Origin of the sequence: Streptomyces sp. GDS52, from assembly GCF_052246875.1 — a bacterium.
GTDB classification, from domain to species: domain Bacteria; phylum Actinomycetota; class Actinomycetes; order Streptomycetales; family Streptomycetaceae; genus Streptomyces; species Streptomyces cathayae.
Genome location: NZ_CM125966.1, coordinates 2,649,526 through 2,665,982 on the forward strand (window position 1 = coordinate 2,649,526; position 16,457 = coordinate 2,665,982).

Genomic DNA, 16,457 nt, shown 5'->3' on the forward strand with positions numbered 1-16,457 from the left:
CTCAGCTCTGCTTCTTCTTCTCGGCCGCGCCGGACGACGCCGGCTCCGTGGCGTCGTCGGATCCGGTCCGGCGGGCCGCGGGCTCGTCGAAGTCGACCCGGTTCATGTGGCGGGTCATCGACTTCATCAGGCCCCAGACCGCCAGGGCCATCACCGCGAAGACGATGAAGCCGAGGACGCCGGGGGTGACCTTGTCCTTGTCGACCTCGGCGAGGGTGACCAGGTGGCTCATTGCCAGGCTTGCGCTAGCGCTCATGTCAGGCATTGTCCCGGATGCCCGCGAAGAGGTCGTCCTCGGGGAGGGATGTGTCGACGAGCGACTTCGCGAGCTCGTACTCCTCGGTGGGCCAGACCTCCTTCTGGATCTCCATCGGCACCCGGAACCAGCCGCCGTCGGGGTCGATCTGGGTGGCGTGCGCGATCAGGGCCCTGTCACGGACCTCGAAGAAGTCCCCGCACGGGACGTGCGTGGTGAGCGTGCGCTCCTTGCGCTCGAACTCCGCCCAGCGCTTGAGCCAGTCCCCGTACGGCGACTCCAGGCCGCGGTCCAGCAGCGCCCGGTGCAGCGCCTCGGTGCGGGGGCGGTTGAAGCCCTGGTTGTAGTAGACCTTCAGCGGCTGGTGGGCCGGGCCGAACTCGCTCTCCGGGTACTTCTCGACGTCCGTCGCGCCCTCGAAGGCCACCATCGTGATCTTGTGGGTCATGATGTGGTCGGGGTGCGGATAGCCGCCGTTCTCGTCGTAGGTGGTGATCACCTGGGGACGGAACGCGCGGATCCTCCGCACCAGCTCACCGGCCGCCTTGTCGACGTCCTCCAGGGCGAAGCAGCCCTCGGGCAGCGGGGGCAGCGGGTCGCCCTCGGGCAGGCCGGAGTCGACGAAGCCGAGCCAATCCTGCTGCACACCGAGGATCTCCCGGGCTTCGTCCATCTCCTTCCTGCGCACCTCGTGGATGTTCTCCTCGATGTACGGGTCGCCCTGCAGCTTGGGGTTGAGGATGGAGCCGCGCTCCCCGCCCGTGCAGGTCACGACCAGCACGTCCACCCCCTCGGACACGTACTTCGCCATGGTGGCCGCGCCCTTGCTCGACTCGTCGTCGGGGTGGGCGTGCACGGCCATCAGTCGCAGCTGCTCGGTCAAGACTCATTCCTCAAGTCGGTAGGCGCCCGGGTGCCCGGTGCGGTTCCCCCGGCTGTCGTCCCCTTGGGACGTCGCGGTGGGGTGGCGGTCGGGCGAAGGACGGAAGACTTCTATAGTGACCCAAGCCGGGGGCGAATAATTCCGGAGCCCGGCACCGGGCACCGCCCGGGACAGGCGTCCCCACCTTCCCGCCGAGGAGACGATCATGAGTACGGCGAGTACGCGACCGCCCGAGGGCCGGTACGGCCGCACCTCGGACGAACGTGCCGACCGCACCCTCAAGATCGTCGGTGCGGGCCTGGGCGCGGTGATGCTGGCCCTGATCGGCTGGTTCGGCTACCACTACGTAGCGGGTAGCCAGATCAGCGGCGAGATGATCGGTTTCGACACCTCGCAGGAGAGCGTGCAGGTGCGCCTGGAGGTCCACAAGGACGCGGGCGTGGACGGCTACTGCACGGTGCGCTCCCAGACCGTGGACGGCGCCGAGGTGGGCCGCGCCGACTTCCGCTTCGACGGGGACGGCACACGCTTCGACGAGGTCGTCACGCTCCGCACGACCTCCCCGGCCGCGACGGCCGAGCTGCTCGGCTGCCACGCCGGCTGACTCCGGCCCGCTCCGGACGGCTCCGCCGCTGCCGGGGGCCGGTGTCGCACACGGCACAGGGCCGCTGACCTGCGAAAAAACGGCTCCGATGGCATATGTCCTCCCCCTTTGGCCGCTGAATTGTTAGGCTCGTGGTTTCGCCCATCCGTGGAGGAACATCCTTCAGGGAGGGCGTTGCTTTGTATTCCAGCACCTACGAGGAGCACCAGTGACCCAGACCAGCGAGAACGCCACCTGGCTGACGCAGGAGGCGTACAACAAGCTCAAGGACGAGCTTGACTACCTTACTGGTCGCGCGCGTACGGAGATCTCCGCCAAGATCGCCGCTGCGCGAGAGGAGGGCGACCTGCGGGAGAACGGCGGGTACCACGCGGCCAAGGAGGAGCAGGGCAAGCAGGAGCTCCGCGTGCGGCAGCTCACCCAGCTCCTCGAAAGCGCCAAGGTCGGTGAGGCGCCGGCGGCCGACGGTTCGGTGGCGCCGGGCATGGTCGTGACGATCGCCTTCGACGGCGACGAGGACGACACGCTGGCCTTCCTCCTCGCCTCGCGCGAGTACGCGAGTGCGGACATCGAGACGTACTCCCCGCAGTCCCCGCTGGGTGCCGGGGTGACCGGCCACCGGATCGGCGAGACCGTGGAGTACGAACTGCCGAACGGCAAGACGGCCTCCGTGAAGATCCTGAAGGCCGAGCCGTACAAGGGCTGACCCACGACCCACGGCTCAGGACCGTGAGGGTGCCCCCGGCGCCATGCCCGCCGCGGGACGCGTGAGCGTCCCCGCCGCGGCGCCGGGGGCCTCGTCATCCCGTCGCCGGGCCGCACGGGCCGGGCGCCCGGGCCAGTCCATGAGCGGGCCAGTCCATGAGCGGGTCAGTCCATGACCGTGTGGCCCGCGTTCCGCAGAGCTTGTTCGACCTCGGCGCAGTGCTCCGGGCCCTTCGTCTCCAGGTGCACCTCGACCTCCACTTCCGTGAGCCCGAGCCGCGGATCGGTCCGTACATGGCTCACGTCGAGGACGTTGGCGTCCACCACCGACAACGCCCTGAGCAGCGACGCGAGAGCGCCCGGCCGGTCCGTCAGTCGCAGCCGGACGGCCAGGTAGCGGCCCTGTGCCGCCATGCCGTGCCGCAGCACCCGCTCCATCAGCACCGGGTCGACGTTGCCACCGGAGAGCACCGCGACGACCGGGCCCGCGAACGCGTCGGGGCGGCTCAGCAACGCCGCCACCGGGCTCGCCCCGGCCGGTTCGACGACCAGTTTGGCCCGCTCCAGGCAGAGCAGCAGGGCGGCGGACAACTCGCTCTCGGTGACCGTGCGGACCTCGTCCACCAGGTGCTCGACGATCCCGAACGGCACATCGCCGGGCCGCCCCACCTTGATGCCGTCGGCCATCGTCGCCGGATCGCGCACCGACACCGGATACCCGGCCGCCAGCGAGGGCGGATACGCCGCCGCGCCCGCCGCCTGCACCCCGATGATCCGGACGTCCGGCCGCAGCGCCTTCACCGCGACGGCGATCCCGGCGATCAGCCCGCCGCCGCCCATGCCGACGACGATCGTGCGCACCTCGGGGCACTGCTCCAGGATCTCCAGGCCCACGGTGCCCTGGCCCGCGATGACGTCGGGGTGGTCGAAGGGGTGGATCAGCACGGCGCCCGTCTCGTCCGCGTACTCCTCGGCGGCGGCCAGTGCCTCGTCGACCACCTGGCCGTGCAGGCGCACCTCGGCGCCGTACTCCCGGGTGGCGCTGATCTTCGGCAGCGGGGCGCCCTTCGGCATGAACACCGTCGACCGCACCCCGAGCAGCGAGGACGCGAGCGCGACGCCCTGCGCGTGGTTGCCGGCGCTCGCCGCGACCACACCGGCGGCGCGCTGCTCGGGCAGCAGCCCGGCGATCCGGACGTACGCGCCGCGCAGCTTGAACGACCCCGTCCGCTGGAGGTTCTCGCACTTGAGGTGCACCGGTGTGCCCACCGTCCGGGACAGGTGCCTGCTGCTCTCCATCGCGGTCATCCTCGCCACACCCGAGAGCATCTTCCGGGCACCGCGCACATCGTCGGCCGTGACGGTACGCAGGGATTCGGCCATGCCGTGGTTCATGACTCCAGCATCGCAGTTCACGGCCGTCGGCGATCGCGGTGACCGATCCACGGATACGGCTTTGCGCAGCGCCGGTACGACGGGGCCCCCGGCCGCGTACTCTGTCCCCCAATAAAGCAGCCCTCCACGAAGTGAGCCTCCGGCCATGCCCACTACACCTGACATGTCGATGGACATGACGACCGGCGGTGACACCGGTCTTCTCGACACGCTGCAGCACGAGGTGGCACTGTTCGCCCGGCGCGCCGAACAGACCCGGCTGGGCGGCGTCGGCCAGGTACGCAACTCCATGGACCGTGCCGCCTACCTCCTGCTCAACCGCCTCGACAAAGAAGGCCCGATGGGTGTCAAGGCGCTCGCCGCCGGCATGGGCATCGACTCGTCGACCGTCACCCGGCAGGTGGCCCCGCTGGTGGACACCGGACTGGTGAAGCGCACCTCGCACCCCGAGGACGGCCGGGCGGTCGTGCTCCAGCTCTCTCCGCGCGGACAGGCGCGCCTGGAGGAAGTGCGCTCCTCACGGCGCCAGTTGATGGCCGACCTGACCCACGACTGGGAACCGGGGGAGCGCGAGGTGTTCTGCGCGCTCCTCACGCGCTTCAACGGCGCGCTCTCCGCGCGGATGTCGGTTCCGGGGGGACAGGGACCGGAGGACGGTCAGCCGGAGTCCTGACCCGGCCGGCCCGGCTTGATCCGGCCGGCCCGGCTTGATCCGGCCGGCCCGGCTGATCCGGCTGACCCGTACGAGAGGCCCTGCGCGCCGGGCCGTGCGCGGCTCTTGACCGCGGGGTGGGCCCTGCCCTGAGATGAGATGCGGGTCCCGTCGCACGCGTCGCCGAAGGCCGTTCGCGGCCGGGACCGGTCCGGGCAGAGGCGTGCGGGAGGCGCGGTTGATCCAAGGACATGCGTCCCGGGACGCCCGCCGGGCCCGCGAGTTCGAGGCGTTCGTCGCGGGCGCGGGCGGGCGGCTGCTGCACGCCGCCACCCTGCTCACGGCGGAGGCGCGGGACGACAACCCCCGCGCGCGGCGCCTGCTGACCCTGGCGCTGGCCCACACGTACGCGTGCTGGGACCGGCTGCACGGTGACGATCCCTACGACCGGACCCGCCGGTACCTGGCCACCCGCTTCGCCCGTACCGCCTGGCACGAGCGCGGCGGCCTGCTCCGCTCCCGTCCGCACCCCGCGGGTCCGCTGGCCGGGCTCGGCCCGCAGGAGCGTCTGATCCTGGTGCTGCGGCTCCACGAGGACGTCACCGAGGAGCAGACGGCGGCCCTGCTCGGCCTGTCCGCGGACCGGGTCCACGCGATCTGCAACCGCGCGACGACCGCGGTACTGGACCGGCGGCGGCGTGCGCCGACTCCTTCGGTGCGGGGCGTCGGGACGGTCTCGTCATGAGCCGGGGCCGTGCCGCGGCCGTCCGGCGGCTGCTGGAGCAGGCACCGCCACCGGTGCCGCCCGACCTGCCCGCGGAGGCCGCGCGCCGCGGTGCCCGGATGCTGCGGCGCAGGGCGCTCGCCCGCCGCCTGGGGTGGCTGGTGCTGCTCGCGGCGAGCCTGGCCTTCGTGATCTGGGCGTTGACCACGCACCCGTGGGTGGAGCCGCCGTCACGGACGACTCCACCCCTGACGGGCTGGTGAACCGGCCGGGCGCGCACCCCGCCGGCCCCTCCGCGCGGCCTTACCGGCCGAGGGCCTGCTGGAGGTCTTCGAGCAGGTCGTCGACGTTCTCGATGCCCACCGAGAGGCGCACCAGGTCGCCGGGGACCTCGAGCGCGGAGCCGACCACCGAGGCGTGCGTCATGCGCCCGGGGTGCTCGATCAGCGACTCGACGCCGCCCAGGGACTCGCCCAGCGTGAACACCTCGGCCCGGTTGCAGACCTCGACGGCCGCCTCCTCGCCGCCCTCCACGCGGAAGGAGACCATGCCGCCGAAGGACCGCATCTGCTTGGCGGCGACCTCGTGGCCGGGGTGCTCCGGCAGGCCCGGGTAGAGGACGCTCGTCACGCGCGCGTGCCGGCTGAGCATGTCGGCGACCTTGGTGGCGTTCTCGCTGTGCCGGTCCATGCGCACCGGGAGCGTCTTGGTGCCGCGCAGCACCAGCCAGGAGTCGAACGGTCCGGCGACCGCGCCCATCGCGTTCTGGTGGTAGGCCAGCTCCTCGCCGAGCTCCGGGTCGCCGGTGATCAGGGCGCCGCCGACGACGTCCGAGTGGCCGCCCATGTACTTGGTCAGGGAGTGCACGACGACGTCCGCGCCGAGCGCGATCGGCTGCTGGAGGTAGGGCGTGGCGAAGGTGTTGTCGACGACGAGGCGGGCTCCGGCGTCCCGGGCGATCTGGGCGACGGCGGCGATGTCGGTGATGCCGAGCAGCGGGTTGGAGGGGGTCTCCACCCACACGACCTTGGTCTTCGGGGTGAGGGCGGCCCGGACGGCGGCCGGGTCGCTGGTGTCGGCCACCGACCACTCCACTCCCCAGCGGGCGACGACCTTGGCGAACAGCCGGAACGTGCCGCCGTAGGCGTCGTTCGGGATCACCACGTGGTCGCCGGGGCTGAGCAGCGTACGCAGCAGGCAGTCCTCGGCCGCCAGCCCGGACGCGAACGCGAGGCCGCGGCGGCCGCCCTCCAGGGCGGCGAGGTTCTCCTCCAGCGCGGTCCTGGTCGGGTTGGCGCTGCGGCTGTACTCGTAGCCGCCGCGCAGGCCGCCGACGCCGTCCTGCTTGTAGGTGGACACCTGGTAGATCGGCGGGACCACCGCGCCGGTCAGGGGGTCCGCGGTGTTGCCCGCGTGGATCGCGAGTGTCTCGAAGTGTTGACTGATGTGCCTGTCGCTCATGGGCCCCGAGGGTAGTCCGCGCACGGTGGGCGACGCGTCAGGGAGTTCCCCGCACGCCCGGGGGTCCCCCCGCGCGCGGGAGTTTTCCACAGATCGGACGGCAGGTTCGCCAATCGTCGACGCGATCTGGTTCGCTTGTGGCATGGAGATTCTCTTGGTCCTGCTCGGGCTGGTCATGATCGGCTTCGTGCTGGTGCCGTTCCTCAGGCGCACGCGCGGCGGGATCGCGCAGGTGCCCCCCGGCCATCCGGACGCGGCGGACCCGGCGGCCTACGGCTTCGCCCTCGAGGAGCAGCTGGACATCCGGATGCCCGGCCCCGACCAGGACCTCCTGGATGTCCTGGAGCTGGTCCAGCGCACCCAGGACTACCGCGGGGCGCAGCAGTTGCTGGCCGGTACGGACGCGAAGAGCGAGCTGCGCTGGCAGCGTGTGCAGGCCTTCGCGGGCGCCGCCGCGCTGGAGCTCGCCGCGCGGCCCGGCGGGGCCGGTGAGGCGCCGGGCGGGCAGTGGCTGCGGGCGTGGCGCGCCGAGGCGCCCAAGGACGCGGGCGGTGCGGCGGTGCACGCGGAGTTCCTGGTGCAGCAGGCGTGGCGGACGGCGACGCGGGGGACGGACGAGTTCCGGATCATCATGGAGGAGGCGCGGGCGGCGTGCGGCGATGCGGCGCTGCTGGCGCCCGGTGATCCGGTCCCGTACATCGTGGAGCTCTCGGTGGCCCGTGGACTGGCCTACGAGCAGAAGGACTTCGAGCAGGTCTGGCTGAGGATCCTGGACCGGGCGCCGGCCCACATGGGGGCGCATCTGGCCGCGCTGCACTACTGGTGCGAGAAGTGGCACGGCTCGCGGGAACTGGCGAACTCGTTCGCGGAGGCCGCGGCGGCGCGCGCACCGCAGGGTTCGCTGCTGGCCGCGATGCCGCTGTTCGCCGTGTTCGAGCATCTGCCGGAGGTGAACCTGGTCAGCGGTTTCTACCAGAGCCAGGTGGTGACCAGGGCGGTCCACGGCGCGCTGCACGCGGTGCACTCGGCCCGCCCCGACGACCCGATGGCGGCGCACGTCCGGCATCTTCTGGTGTTCTTCCTGGTCCGGGGTGAGCGCTGGGCGGAGGCCATGGACCAGCTGATACACATCGACGGCCATGTCGGCGCGCTGCCCTGGACCCTGTCCCCGGATCCCGCCGCGGAGTTCGCGGTCTACCGGGCCCTGGCGGTCGCGGGCTACGAGGCCAACGGCGGCAGCCCGGCCACGCTGCCGCACTGAGGACCGTCCGGCGCGGCGGCTGCGCGGCCCGCAGACCGGAGCGGTCCGCGAGAGCCGCGCGTGCGGGCCGGGAGGTCCGCGGGCCGGGCGTCGCGCATGCGGAGGGCCCGCCGGAAGCCGTGCTTCCGGCGGGCCCTCGCCCGGTGCTCAGCAGTGGGCCGGCGGGCGGCTCACTTGCCGTGGTAGGCGTTGTAGATCGAGACCGTCGACTTGTTGCCCTTCTTGTCGACGATGTTGGCGCGGAAGGAGATCGCCTTCTTCTTGGCGGGGTTCTTGACGGTGATCTTGCCCTTCTTGACGGTGGTCTTCTTCCAGGTCTTCCCGGAGTCGTAGGAGACGTACACCGTCAGGGACTTGAGGTTCTTGCCCTTGGCGGCGCCCTCGACGGTGACCGGGAAGGTGGCCTTCTTGCCCGCCTTGACCTTGCTGTCCAGTCCGGTGACCGCCTGGAAGCGGGCCGTGGAGACGGGCAGCTTCTTCACGTCGGAGGTCTTCTTGGAGCGGAAGGTCCAGCTCGCGTCGATGCGGGTGGAGGCGGCGGAGACCTTGGCGCTGCGCTTGACCGAGGTCGTCAGCTTGTAGGAGGCGTCCCCGGAGGGAACCGTGAACCCCTCTCCCCCGAGCAGCGGGTCGCCGTGGGAGCCGACCTTGGTGCCGTTGCGGTAGAGGCTGGTGGTGGCCGAGGTGAACAGGGAGACGCCGGGGTTGCCCTTGCCGTCGGCGAACAGCGGGAGGAACCCGTAGATGCTGTTGCCGTCGCGGAAGAGACCGGAGTCCGAGGTGACACGCGGCCCGAAGACGGCCGTGTTCACGGTCCGGGAGTACTTCTTGCCGGCCTTGAGGACCAGTGAGTCACCGACGGTGTAACCGGCCTCGATGATCGGCCAGCCCTCCGCGTCGACACCGCCGTGCTGGTCGAAGCCGAGGTCCCACTTCACCCCGCCCTGAGTGGACAGGTAGAGGGTGCGGGTGCCGGGCAGGGTCTGCGGGATGGCGACCGAGGAGGCGGAGAAGCCTCCCGGCAGCCAGCCGGTGGCGCCGACCGCGCCCTTCTTCTTGCCGCTCGCCGCCGAGCCCATGCCGACCTTCACCGTGGCCAGTTCGGACGCCTTGTAGGCCCGGGTGAAGCCGGTGGCGAGCTTCTTGACCTTGCCGCCGGTGGTGGTGCTGTACTGCTCCTTGGTGCCCTTGCTCCAGTGGGCGTCCCACTGCTGGGTCAGCGAGCCTCCGGTGAACTGCGGGCCGAGGTGGGCGGAGCGGAAGTTGTCGTACGACTCCAGCCACCAGCCGGAGCCGGTGATGTAATCCTTCGTCTCCACGGTGTAGTCGGCCGCGGCGAACTCCGGCTTGGCCGCCTTGTCCGGCGCGGTGATCTTCACCGGCTTGGTCTTGCGGGCGTCCAGGGTGACCGTGGTGTTCTTGGTGACGCTCAGCTTCGGCTGGGAGAGCCAGTCGGCGCCCTTCCACTTCTCCGATTCGGAGTCGACGAAGACCGCGGCGTCCATGACGTAGTCGCCCTTGGGCACCCGGACGGTGACGGTGCCGTCGGCGTCGTAGGGCATGAACCACTCGCCGGCCGCCACGCCGGAGAGGGCGTCCAGGCTGGCCATGTAGTCGCCGGTGGCCTTGCCGTTGCGGCCGAGGACCTTGAGCGTCACGTCGTAGGACTCGACCTCCCGCTCCACACCCGCGGCCGTGCGGACGCTCTGTCCGCCACCGGTCGCGATCACGTACGCCGAGTACGCGCCGTCGACCGTGCCGCCGAGCCGGGTGTCGGCGGTGAAGTCGACGGAGGCCTTGCCGCCCGCCGGGACCGTCACCGTGGTGGCGCCCAGGGTGAAGAAGCCGGCCGGGGCCGCCTTGCCCTTGGGGTCGGTGGCGGTGGACGTCAGCTTCAGGGTGACGTCCTCGGTGCCGAGGTTGCGGTAGGTCAGCTGCTTGGTGACCGGCTTGTCGTCGGTGTGCGGCCACTGCTGGACGCCGAAGCTCACCGAGACCGGGTCGGCGATCACCGTCTGCTGGATGGCCTTGTCGACCTGGACCCGCCCGGAGCCCTGCTGGAACGCCGTGTACGCGCCGCCCTTCGTGGAGCCGGTGAGTGCGCCCTTCAGCTCCGTGTAGGCCCAGTCGGGGTGCTGCTGCTTCAGGAGCGCGGCCGCGCCCGCGACATGGGGGGTCGCCATCGACGTGCCCGAGATGGACATGTAGCCGGCCGGCTTCTCGCCGACCTCCTCGGCGATGAAGTTGCCCTTGGCCGAGGCGGCCGTGATGTCGACGCCGGGCGCGGTGACGTCCGGCTTGACCGCACCGTCGCCGGTACGGGGGCCGGTGGAGGAGAAGTCGGCGAGCTTGTCCTTGTCGTCGACGGCGCCCACGGTGAGGGCGGCGTCGGCGCTGCCGGGCGAACCGATCGACTTCGGGCCCTCGTTGCCCGCCGCGATGGCGAACAGGATGCCCTGGTCCGCGGAGAGCTTGTTGACCGCCGCTTCCAGCGGGTCGATCTCGGCGGTGTCTCCGCCGCCCAGGCTCATGTTGACGACGTCGGCGCCCTGTGCGGCCGCCCACTCCATGCCGGCGAGGATGCCGGAGTCGTCACCGAAGCCGGCGTCGTCGAGGACCTTGCCGTTGAGGACCTTGGCGCCGGGAGCGACGCCCTTGTACTTGCCCCCGGCCTTCGCACCGGTACCGGCCGCGATCGACGCGACGTGGGTGCCGTGGCCGACCTTGTCGCCCGTGCCCGACGAACCGGTGAAGTCCTTGGACGCGGTCACCTGGCCCTTCAGGTCCGGGTGGGTCGCGTCGACACCGGTGTCCAGGACGGCGATCTTCACGCCCTTGCCGTCGTAGCCGGCGGCCCACGCCTTGGGGGTGCCGATCTGCGCGACGGACTTGTCGAGGGCCACCTCGCGGACGCCGTCGAGCCAGACGTGGGCGATGCCGGACGCGGTCCGGTCGCCGTCGGTGACCGCCTTCCACAGGTCGGGGGTGTCCTCGTGCGGGGTCTGCACCGCGTCCGCGTTCAGGGTGCCGAGGGTCCGGCGGAGGTCGGCCGCCTCGCGGACGTCGGACTTCGCGGCGGTGGCGCGTCCCTGGTACCCGACGATGACCTTCAGGCCGCGCTGCTGGGAGCGGCGGGTGGCGTCCTTGCCGAGTTCGGTGATGTCGAAGAGCCGCCGGTCGAGCTTGCCGCTCGCGATCAGCCGGGCGGCGTCCGCCGGAAGCACGTGGGTGTGGCCGCCGGACCTGCTGATCTGGACGGGTATGTGCTCCCTCCCCTTGGCCCGCTCCAGGCCGACCACGCGGCCCTTGGCGTCCACGGCGACCCGGTCACCGGTGATGAGGGTGATGCGGTGCTTGGTCTTCGCCGAGGACGGCGCCTTCGACTGCGCCGCGTTCGTGTACGTCGTACCGGCCGCGGTGCCCGCCGCCGTCCGTTCCCCGTTCGCCGCGGCCGGGCCGGTCATGCCCGCCACGAGCGCCACGGCGGCTGCCGTGGCGACCGTGGCCGCGCCCGTCGCGCGCGCGCTCTTGAATTGTCTGCGCAAGGTTCCCCCCTAGCGGAGTTTCCGGGCGAATTCCCCTTCACCCGACCGGGGGTGGTCTCGTACGCATGTGCGCACCCCCCGGATCACGCAGTATGCCGAGTGGTGTTCAAACGCCTCAAGAGGCTCAGGAGAAGAACACCGAGTCGACGGGTATCTGTGACACCACTGCCGGAACTCCGTTACCTGATCGACGGGTTGAGGCCGCCCGGATGCCCGGACGCCTGCCCGGACGCCCGCGTGGACGTCCGGGCAGGCGTCCGCGCGGACCGTGCGCCGAACGGCGGCCACACCCAGACCCTGCTGCGCACCGAGCTCGGCGGCGGCACCGTCGCCATGGCACTCGCCCAGCCGAAGATCGCCGAGCCGCGCAGCACCGTCGTGTCCCTCACCTGCCGTGAGCCGGAGGACCTGGCCATCCTCAACACAAGTACCTGCACGGTGTGGTCGAGTCGCGCAGCAAGAAGCAGGGCGGCTCCTGGACCGAGTTCCTGGAGGGCTGCCGGGGCGCGTCGCCGCACGCTTTCCGCGTGCCCGGTCAGGCGGCCGGGTTCTCCTTCACCGTGATGCGGCCCTTGCGGATGGTCGCCACCCGCGGTGCCCGTTTCGCCAGGGACGAGTCGTGGGTGACCATGACGAAGGTGAGCCCCAGCTCCTTCCACATGCGGATCAGCACGTCCATGATCTCGTCGCGCATCGACTCGTCGAGGTTTCCGGTGGGTTCGTCGGCGAGCAGCACCTTCGGCTCCTTCACCAGCGCCCGCGCGATGGCCACCCGCTGCTGCTGCCCGCCGGACATCTCGGCGGGCAGATGCCCGAGCCGTTCGCCGAGCCCGACCGACGCCAGCGCCTCGGCGGCCTTCTCCCGCCGCTCCTTGGCCCGCACCCCGAGCGGTACGAGGGCGGTCTCGACGTTCTCCTGCGCGGTGAGGGTCGGGATCAGGTTGAAGGACTGGAAGACGAAGCCGATGTTCTCGCTGCGCACCCGGGTGAGCCGGGCCTCGGGCAGGGTGGCGAGGTCGGTGCCGTCGAGGACGACCTCGCCGGAGCTGGGCCGGTCGAGGCCGCCGAGCATCTGCAGCAGCGTGGACTTGCCGCCGCCGGTGGGTCCCTGGATGACGAGCCGGTCTCCGTCGGGGATCGTCAGATCGACGCCGTCGAGGGCGTGGACGGTTTCCCTGCCGCGGGTGTAGCGCCGGGTGACGCCTCTGAGTTCGTACATGGGTGTGGGTCAACTCCTGGAGTGCTTACGGGCGTGAGGGCCCCGGACCTGCGCCGGGCCTGCCCCGGACGGGCGCCGGGCGGGTGCTATGCGACGCGGCGCAGCGCGTCCGCGGGCCGGAGGCGGGAGGCGCGCCAGCCGCCGAAGGCACCGGCGACGAGACCGCCGGCCACCGCGAGGCCGACCGCGAGGGCGATGGTGATGAGGCTGACCGGCGCGGTGAGGGCGACGTCGAGGGTCTTGGTGGCCGCCTGCCGTACGGGACCGGCCATGCCACCACCGCCGGGACCGCCGGCGGGGCCGCCCGCGCCGCCGCCTCCGCCGCCGAGCTGGGCCTGCAGGGTGGGGCTGACCGCGGTGACGGCGTACGCGCCCGCCAGCCCGAGCGCGATGCCGAGGGCCCCGCCGACCAGGCCGTGCACGACGGCCTCGCCGACCACCTGCCGGGTCACCCGGCCCGACGTCCAGCCCAGCGCCTTCAGCGTGCCGAACTCGCGCACCCGGCGGGAGACCGCCGAGGAGGTGAGCAGTCCGGCGACGAGGAACGCGGCCGCGAGCACCGCGACCGACAGCCACTTGCCGACGCCGGTGGCGAGGGAGGAGGCGGTGGACAGCGAGCCGGAGACGGTGTCCGCGAGGTCGGCGGAGGTGGTGACCGTCGTCCCCGCGACGTTCTTCTGGATGCCCGACTTGACGGCGTCGAGCTGCTGGGAGTCGGTCGCCCTGACGTAGATCGTGGTGACCTTGCCCTTGGCGTCGGCGAGTTCCTGAGCCTGCTTCAGCGGGATGTAGAGGTGGGCGGCGGCGTCCCCGCTGTCGGCGGTGGCGATACCGATGATCTTGTACTTGGTGCCCTTGACCGTGACCGTGTCACCGGTCTCGAGCTTCTTCTCCTTGGCGTGGGCGGAGTCGACGACGGCCACCTTCGCGTCGGTCTCGCTCGCCTTGAAGGTACGGCCGCTGGTGATCCGGGAGGAGGTCAACGGGCCGAGTTCCGGTTCGGTGACGTCGGTGCCGTAGACGGAGTAGCTGTTGACGTCGAAGTCGGCGCCGCCGCCCTGCACGCGCCCCTCGGGAGCCGGCTGGGCTCCGCCCGGCCCTCCCTTCTGACCGCTCCGGCCGTCCTGGCCGCCGTCCTGCTGGAAGCGTCCGCGGGTGAACTCGCCGCTGACTTTGACGACCTGGAGGCTCAGACCGCCCACCGCGTCGGCGACACCGCTCTGTTCGCCGACCTCGCCCACGGTGGAGCTCGCCAGGGTCTGGAAGCCCTGCACCATGACGTGGTCGGTGCTCTGCTCCTCGCCGGAACCGTCCTCCTGGGCGTCGAAACGGAAGCGTGGCCGTTCCTGGGCCGCCGAGGCCTCGGCGGCCTTGGTGACCGTCATGTCCGTGCCCAGTCCGTACAGCGACTGCAGGACCTTCTCCTGCGCCTTGCCCATGCCCGCGGACACGGAGTTGACCACGATGACCAGCGCGATGCCGAGTGCGAGACCGGAGGCGACGACGAGGGCCGCCTTTCTGCGGCGGCGCAGTTCGCGCCTCAGGTAGGTGAAGAACATGACGGCACGCTAGGGACGGTCCCTGATGAACTGTTGAGTCCGCGCTGAGAGCCGGATGAGAAGACCCCATGAAAACGACGATGCCGCCGCCCGCCCCCTCGGGGGCGGGCGGCGGCGTCGTCCAGGTGGAGCGGGCTGCGCCGGGCGGCCGGTGTCAGACCGCCGAACCCGCCTTCCACTGGGCCCAGTCCATGTTCCAGCCGTTGAGGCCGTTGTCCGGGGCGATGGTCTTGTCACCGGTGTTCTTCACGACGACCACGTCACCGACGATGGAGTTGTCGTAGAACCAGGCGCCCGGCGTGTTCGGGTCGCCCGCGCCCTGGGTGTCGGACAGGCCGATGCAGCCGTGGCTGGTGTTGGCACTGCCGAAGATGGACTTGGCGCCCCAGTAGTTGCCGTGGAGGAAGGTGCCGGAGTTGCTCAGCCGCATGGCGTGCGGCACGTCCTTGATGTCGTACTCGCCCTTGCCGTCGTCGTCGGTGAAGCCGACGGTCGCGCCGTCCATCCGGGTCTCCTTGAACTTCTCGGAGACGACCATCTGGCCCTCCCACGTCTTGTTCTCGGGGGACCCGGCGGAGATCGGGATGGTCCGGACGGTCTTGCCGTCCTGCGTGACCTTCATCTGCTTGGTGGCGGCGTCGACGATCGAGACCTGGTTGCGGCCGATCTTGAAGTTGACCGTCTTCTGCTGGACGCCGTAGACACCCTCGGCACCCTCGACGCCGTCGAGCGCCAGCTTCAGGGTGACGGTGGAGTCCTCCTGCCAGTAGTCCTCGGGACGGCAGTCCATCCGGTTGGCGTTGAACCAGTGACAGGCGACCTCCTGACCACTGGTGCTGGAGACGGTGATGCCCTTCTGGACCTCGGCCTTGTTGGTGATCGCCTTGTCGAAGTTGATCGACACCGGCATGCCGACGCCCACGGTCGAGCCGTCGTCCGGGGTGAAGGTGCCGATGAAGCTGTTGTCCGGGGCGACCGTGGTGAACGACGCGTTCTCGTGGGCGGCGCGGCCCTCGGAGTCCTCCGCGCTGACCGACAGCTTGTAGGTGGTGGCGCGCTCCAGCTGGCCGCTGGGCTTCCAGCTCTTCTTGTCGGCAGATATCTCGCCCTCGACGGCGGTGCCGTCGGTGGTCGTCATCTTCACCTCGGTGAGGGTGCCCTTGGACACGGCCACCGTGGCGGAGTTGTTGATGGAGGCGCCGCTCGAGCCGTCCTTCGGCGTGATCTTGATCTGGGCCTCGGAGGTCTTCTTGGCCGCCGCCTCGTCGACCTGGGCCTGCGACCCGCCCTTGCCTCCGTCCCCATCGGAGGCGGTGTCGCCGCCGGAGCATGCCGAGAGCACCATCACTCCACCGAGCAGAGCGGACGCAGCCATCAGACCCCTGCGCCGCTTACCGTCCGTCATCACACGCTTCTCCATCATCGCCGCTTCCCCGAACCCCGCGGTTTCCCGCGCCCGAAGCCGGGAGTCCCCGTCAATCACTTCAACGCTACGACCGGTGGGTCCCGTTCCCCATGGGGCACGAATGTGGGGCGCACCACGTCCAGCGCGGCCGGGCGGGGTTTCAACCCGTGCCCCGACCAAGACGACATGACCCCGGGCCGCGGTTGCCGCCCGAGGTCACGATTTCCCCCACATCGCCTCGTCCAGTCACGTCGACCTGGCGCGACTCACCTTTTCCGGACCGCCCCCGCCGACCAACTCCCCCCATTCCACCGCTTAATCACCATCATGCGTTTTATCCTAATTGCCCGAGTTACCCGCATCATCCTGTTCGCCCCTGTCATCGCTTTTGTCTGACACGTCGTAAAGCTCGTAGCCGTCACCCTCGCCGAGGTCCCACTCCGGCGAGTCCGGGTCGTAGTCGATCTGCTCGCTGCTCCACGAGGCCTGCTGGAGTTCCACCCCCGGCACGTCGCCGACCAGGTTGAAGGGGTCGACGAGATACGCGAGGGCCTCGGCCGCGTCCTCGTTCACCGTGTTCCGGGCGGGCAGCCGTTCGTCGTCCGTCATGTCGCCGTCGTCCGCGATCCTCGCCAGCGCGGCGCTGGTCACCGCTTTCTCGTCGTCGACCTGGAGGACGAGGTCGACGCGAAGCCTCACAAACCGTGACGTCTCTGGAGTGCTCATGCCCGGAGCGTACGGCTCCGGGACCCGTGACTTTCCCGTGACCCGCGACTTTCACTAACATC

The 16,457-nt window shown here is 70.8% G+C and carries 16 protein-coding genes and 1 pseudogene; 7 read left to right on the forward strand and 10 right to left on the reverse strand.

What is annotated here, in order from left to right; translation table 11 throughout:
- Window position 1: 1 nt before the first annotated feature.
- Together ACTWJ9_RS11875 and mca are read right to left on the reverse strand one after the other, a co-directional pair.
- Window positions 2–265 (reverse strand): hypothetical protein, encoded by a 264-nt coding sequence (locus ACTWJ9_RS11875; protein WP_279334233.1) that lies wholly within the window; start codon window positions 263–265, stop codon window positions 2–4.
- Entirely contained in the window at window positions 258–1,139 is an 882-nt protein-coding gene (mca, locus tag ACTWJ9_RS11880) for a mycothiol conjugate amidase Mca (RefSeq protein WP_279334234.1), read from the reverse strand. The genes ACTWJ9_RS11875 and mca overlap by 8 nt, the downstream gene beginning before the upstream one ends.
- A gap of 205 nt (window positions 1,140–1,344) precedes the next feature.
- Between mca and ACTWJ9_RS11885 the strand changes: the two genes are divergently transcribed.
- On the forward strand, window positions 1,345–1,743 hold the full coding sequence (locus ACTWJ9_RS11885; protein WP_279334235.1) for a DUF4307 domain-containing protein: 399 nt from the start codon (window positions 1,345–1,347) through the stop codon (window positions 1,741–1,743).
- Between the two features lie 208 nt (window positions 1,744–1,951).
- Complete coding sequence (gene greA / locus ACTWJ9_RS11890; RefSeq protein WP_279334236.1) at window positions 1,952–2,449, forward strand: transcription elongation factor GreA; 498 nt, start codon at window positions 1,952–1,954, stop codon at window positions 2,447–2,449.
- A gap of 164 nt (window positions 2,450–2,613) precedes the next feature.
- Here greA and ilvA read toward each other — a convergent pair whose 3' ends face one another.
- Entirely contained in the window at window positions 2,614–3,843 is a 1,230-nt protein-coding gene (ilvA, locus tag ACTWJ9_RS11895) for a threonine ammonia-lyase (protein WP_443295683.1), read from the reverse strand.
- A 163-nt stretch (window positions 3,844–4,006) separates the two neighbouring features.
- Here ilvA and ACTWJ9_RS11900 point away from each other — a divergent pair, with 163 nt between their 5' ends.
- From ACTWJ9_RS11900 to ACTWJ9_RS11910, 3 genes are all read left to right on the forward strand, one after another.
- Window positions 4,007–4,516 carry a MarR family winged helix-turn-helix transcriptional regulator gene (locus tag ACTWJ9_RS11900; RefSeq protein ID WP_279337940.1) on the forward strand — a complete coding sequence of 170 codons (510 nt, stop codon included), beginning with the start codon at window positions 4,007–4,009 and terminating at the stop codon, window positions 4,514–4,516.
- 217 nt (window positions 4,517–4,733) lie between these two features.
- Window positions 4,734–5,240, forward strand: coding sequence for a sigma factor-like helix-turn-helix DNA-binding protein (locus ACTWJ9_RS11905; protein WP_443295684.1), 507 nt, complete (start codon window positions 4,734–4,736; stop codon window positions 5,238–5,240).
- A complete protein-coding gene (locus ACTWJ9_RS11910; RefSeq protein WP_279334239.1) occupies window positions 5,237–5,482 on the forward strand; it encodes a hypothetical protein in 246 nt (81 codons plus the stop codon). The genes ACTWJ9_RS11905 and ACTWJ9_RS11910 overlap by 4 nt, the downstream gene beginning before the upstream one ends.
- 40 nt (window positions 5,483–5,522) lie before the next feature.
- Here ACTWJ9_RS11910 and ACTWJ9_RS11915 read toward each other — a convergent pair whose 3' ends face one another.
- On the reverse strand, window positions 5,523–6,680 hold the full coding sequence (locus ACTWJ9_RS11915) for a cystathionine gamma-synthase (RefSeq protein ID WP_279334240.1): 1,158 nt from the start codon (window positions 6,678–6,680) through the stop codon (window positions 5,523–5,525).
- 142 nt (window positions 6,681–6,822) lie between these two features.
- Between ACTWJ9_RS11915 and ACTWJ9_RS11920 the strand changes: the two genes are divergently transcribed.
- The gene (locus ACTWJ9_RS11920; protein ID WP_279334241.1) at window positions 6,823–7,941 is read left to right on the forward strand and encodes a hypothetical protein; all 1,119 of its coding nucleotides are present in this window, start codon (window positions 6,823–6,825) and stop codon (window positions 7,939–7,941) included.
- Window positions 7,942–8,111: 170 nt separating this feature from the next.
- Here ACTWJ9_RS11920 and ACTWJ9_RS11925 read toward each other — a convergent pair whose 3' ends face one another.
- Window positions 8,112–11,486 carry a S8 family peptidase gene (locus ACTWJ9_RS11925; RefSeq protein WP_443295685.1) on the reverse strand — a complete coding sequence of 1,125 codons (3,375 nt, stop codon included), beginning with the start codon at window positions 11,484–11,486 and terminating at the stop codon, window positions 8,112–8,114.
- Between the two features lie 179 nt (window positions 11,487–11,665).
- The gene (locus ACTWJ9_RS11930; RefSeq protein ID WP_279334242.1) at window positions 11,666–11,902 is read right to left on the reverse strand and encodes a hypothetical protein; all 237 of its coding nucleotides are present in this window, start codon (window positions 11,900–11,902) and stop codon (window positions 11,666–11,668) included.
- Here ACTWJ9_RS11930 and ACTWJ9_RS11935 point away from each other — a divergent pair.
- Window positions 11,856–11,995 (forward strand): annotated as a pseudogene (locus ACTWJ9_RS11935) (ATPase); the annotation flags it as partial. The gene ACTWJ9_RS11930 and the pseudogene ACTWJ9_RS11935 sit on opposite strands and share 47 nt — an antisense overlap.
- 26 nt (window positions 11,996–12,021) lie before the next feature.
- Here the strand turns inward: ACTWJ9_RS11935 and ACTWJ9_RS11940 are convergent.
- The 4 genes from ACTWJ9_RS11940 to ACTWJ9_RS11955 all read right to left on the reverse strand — a co-directional run bounded on the left by ACTWJ9_RS11940 (window position 12,022) and on the right by ACTWJ9_RS11955 (window position 16,395).
- The gene (locus tag ACTWJ9_RS11940; protein WP_109383279.1) at window positions 12,022–12,705 is read right to left on the reverse strand and encodes an ABC transporter ATP-binding protein; all 684 of its coding nucleotides are present in this window, start codon (window positions 12,703–12,705) and stop codon (window positions 12,022–12,024) included.
- A gap of 86 nt (window positions 12,706–12,791) precedes the next feature.
- The gene (locus ACTWJ9_RS11945; protein WP_443295686.1) at window positions 12,792–14,264 is read right to left on the reverse strand and encodes an ABC transporter permease; all 1,473 of its coding nucleotides are present in this window, start codon (window positions 14,262–14,264) and stop codon (window positions 12,792–12,794) included.
- Between the two features lie 154 nt (window positions 14,265–14,418).
- Complete coding sequence (locus ACTWJ9_RS11950; RefSeq protein WP_279337942.1) at window positions 14,419–15,669, reverse strand: L,D-transpeptidase; 1,251 nt, start codon at window positions 15,667–15,669, stop codon at window positions 14,419–14,421.
- Between the two features lie 339 nt (window positions 15,670–16,008).
- Window positions 16,009–16,395: a hypothetical protein gene (locus ACTWJ9_RS11955; RefSeq protein ID WP_443295687.1), complete on the reverse strand. Its 387-nt coding sequence runs from the start codon at window positions 16,393–16,395 to the stop codon at window positions 16,009–16,011.
- Window positions 16,396–16,457: the final 62 nt, after the last annotated feature.

What these genes read in the sequence shown, in the direction of transcription:
- ACTWJ9_RS11930 (WP_279334242.1), bottom strand. Translation starts at nt 11,902, where the DNA reads ATGGCCAGGTCCTCCGGCTCACGGCAGGTGAGGGACACGACGGTGCTG.
- ACTWJ9_RS11940 (WP_109383279.1), bottom strand. Translation starts at nt 12,705, where the DNA reads ATGTACGAACTCAGAGGCGTCACCCGGCGCTACACCCGCGGCAGGGAA.
- ACTWJ9_RS11900 (WP_279337940.1), top strand. Translation starts at nt 4,007, where the DNA reads ATGTCGATGGACATGACGACCGGCGGTGACACCGGTCTTCTCGACACG.
- ACTWJ9_RS11885 (WP_279334235.1), top strand. Translation starts at nt 1,345, where the DNA reads ATGAGTACGGCGAGTACGCGACCGCCCGAGGGCCGGTACGGCCGCACC.
- ACTWJ9_RS11945 (WP_443295686.1), bottom strand. Translation starts at nt 14,264, where the DNA reads ATGTTCTTCACCTACCTGAGGCGCGAACTGCGCCGCCGCAGAAAGGCG.
- ACTWJ9_RS11920 (WP_279334241.1), top strand. Translation starts at nt 6,823, where the DNA reads ATGGAGATTCTCTTGGTCCTGCTCGGGCTGGTCATGATCGGCTTCGTG.
- ACTWJ9_RS11950 (WP_279337942.1), bottom strand. Translation starts at nt 15,669, where the DNA reads ATGACGGACGGTAAGCGGCGCAGGGGTCTGATGGCTGCGTCCGCTCTG.
- ACTWJ9_RS11915 (WP_279334240.1), bottom strand. Translation starts at nt 6,680, where the DNA reads ATGAGCGACAGGCACATCAGTCAACACTTCGAGACACTCGCGATCCAC.
- ACTWJ9_RS11955 (WP_443295687.1), bottom strand. Translation starts at nt 16,395, where the DNA reads ATGAGCACTCCAGAGACGTCACGGTTTGTGAGGCTTCGCGTCGACCTC.
- ACTWJ9_RS11875 (WP_279334233.1), bottom strand. Translation starts at nt 265, where the DNA reads ATGCCTGACATGAGCGCTAGCGCAAGCCTGGCAATGAGCCACCTGGTC.
- ACTWJ9_RS11910 (WP_279334239.1), top strand. Translation starts at nt 5,237, where the DNA reads ATGAGCCGGGGCCGTGCCGCGGCCGTCCGGCGGCTGCTGGAGCAGGCA.
- ilvA (WP_443295683.1), bottom strand. Translation starts at nt 3,843, where the DNA reads ATGAACCACGGCATGGCCGAATCCCTGCGTACCGTCACGGCCGACGAT.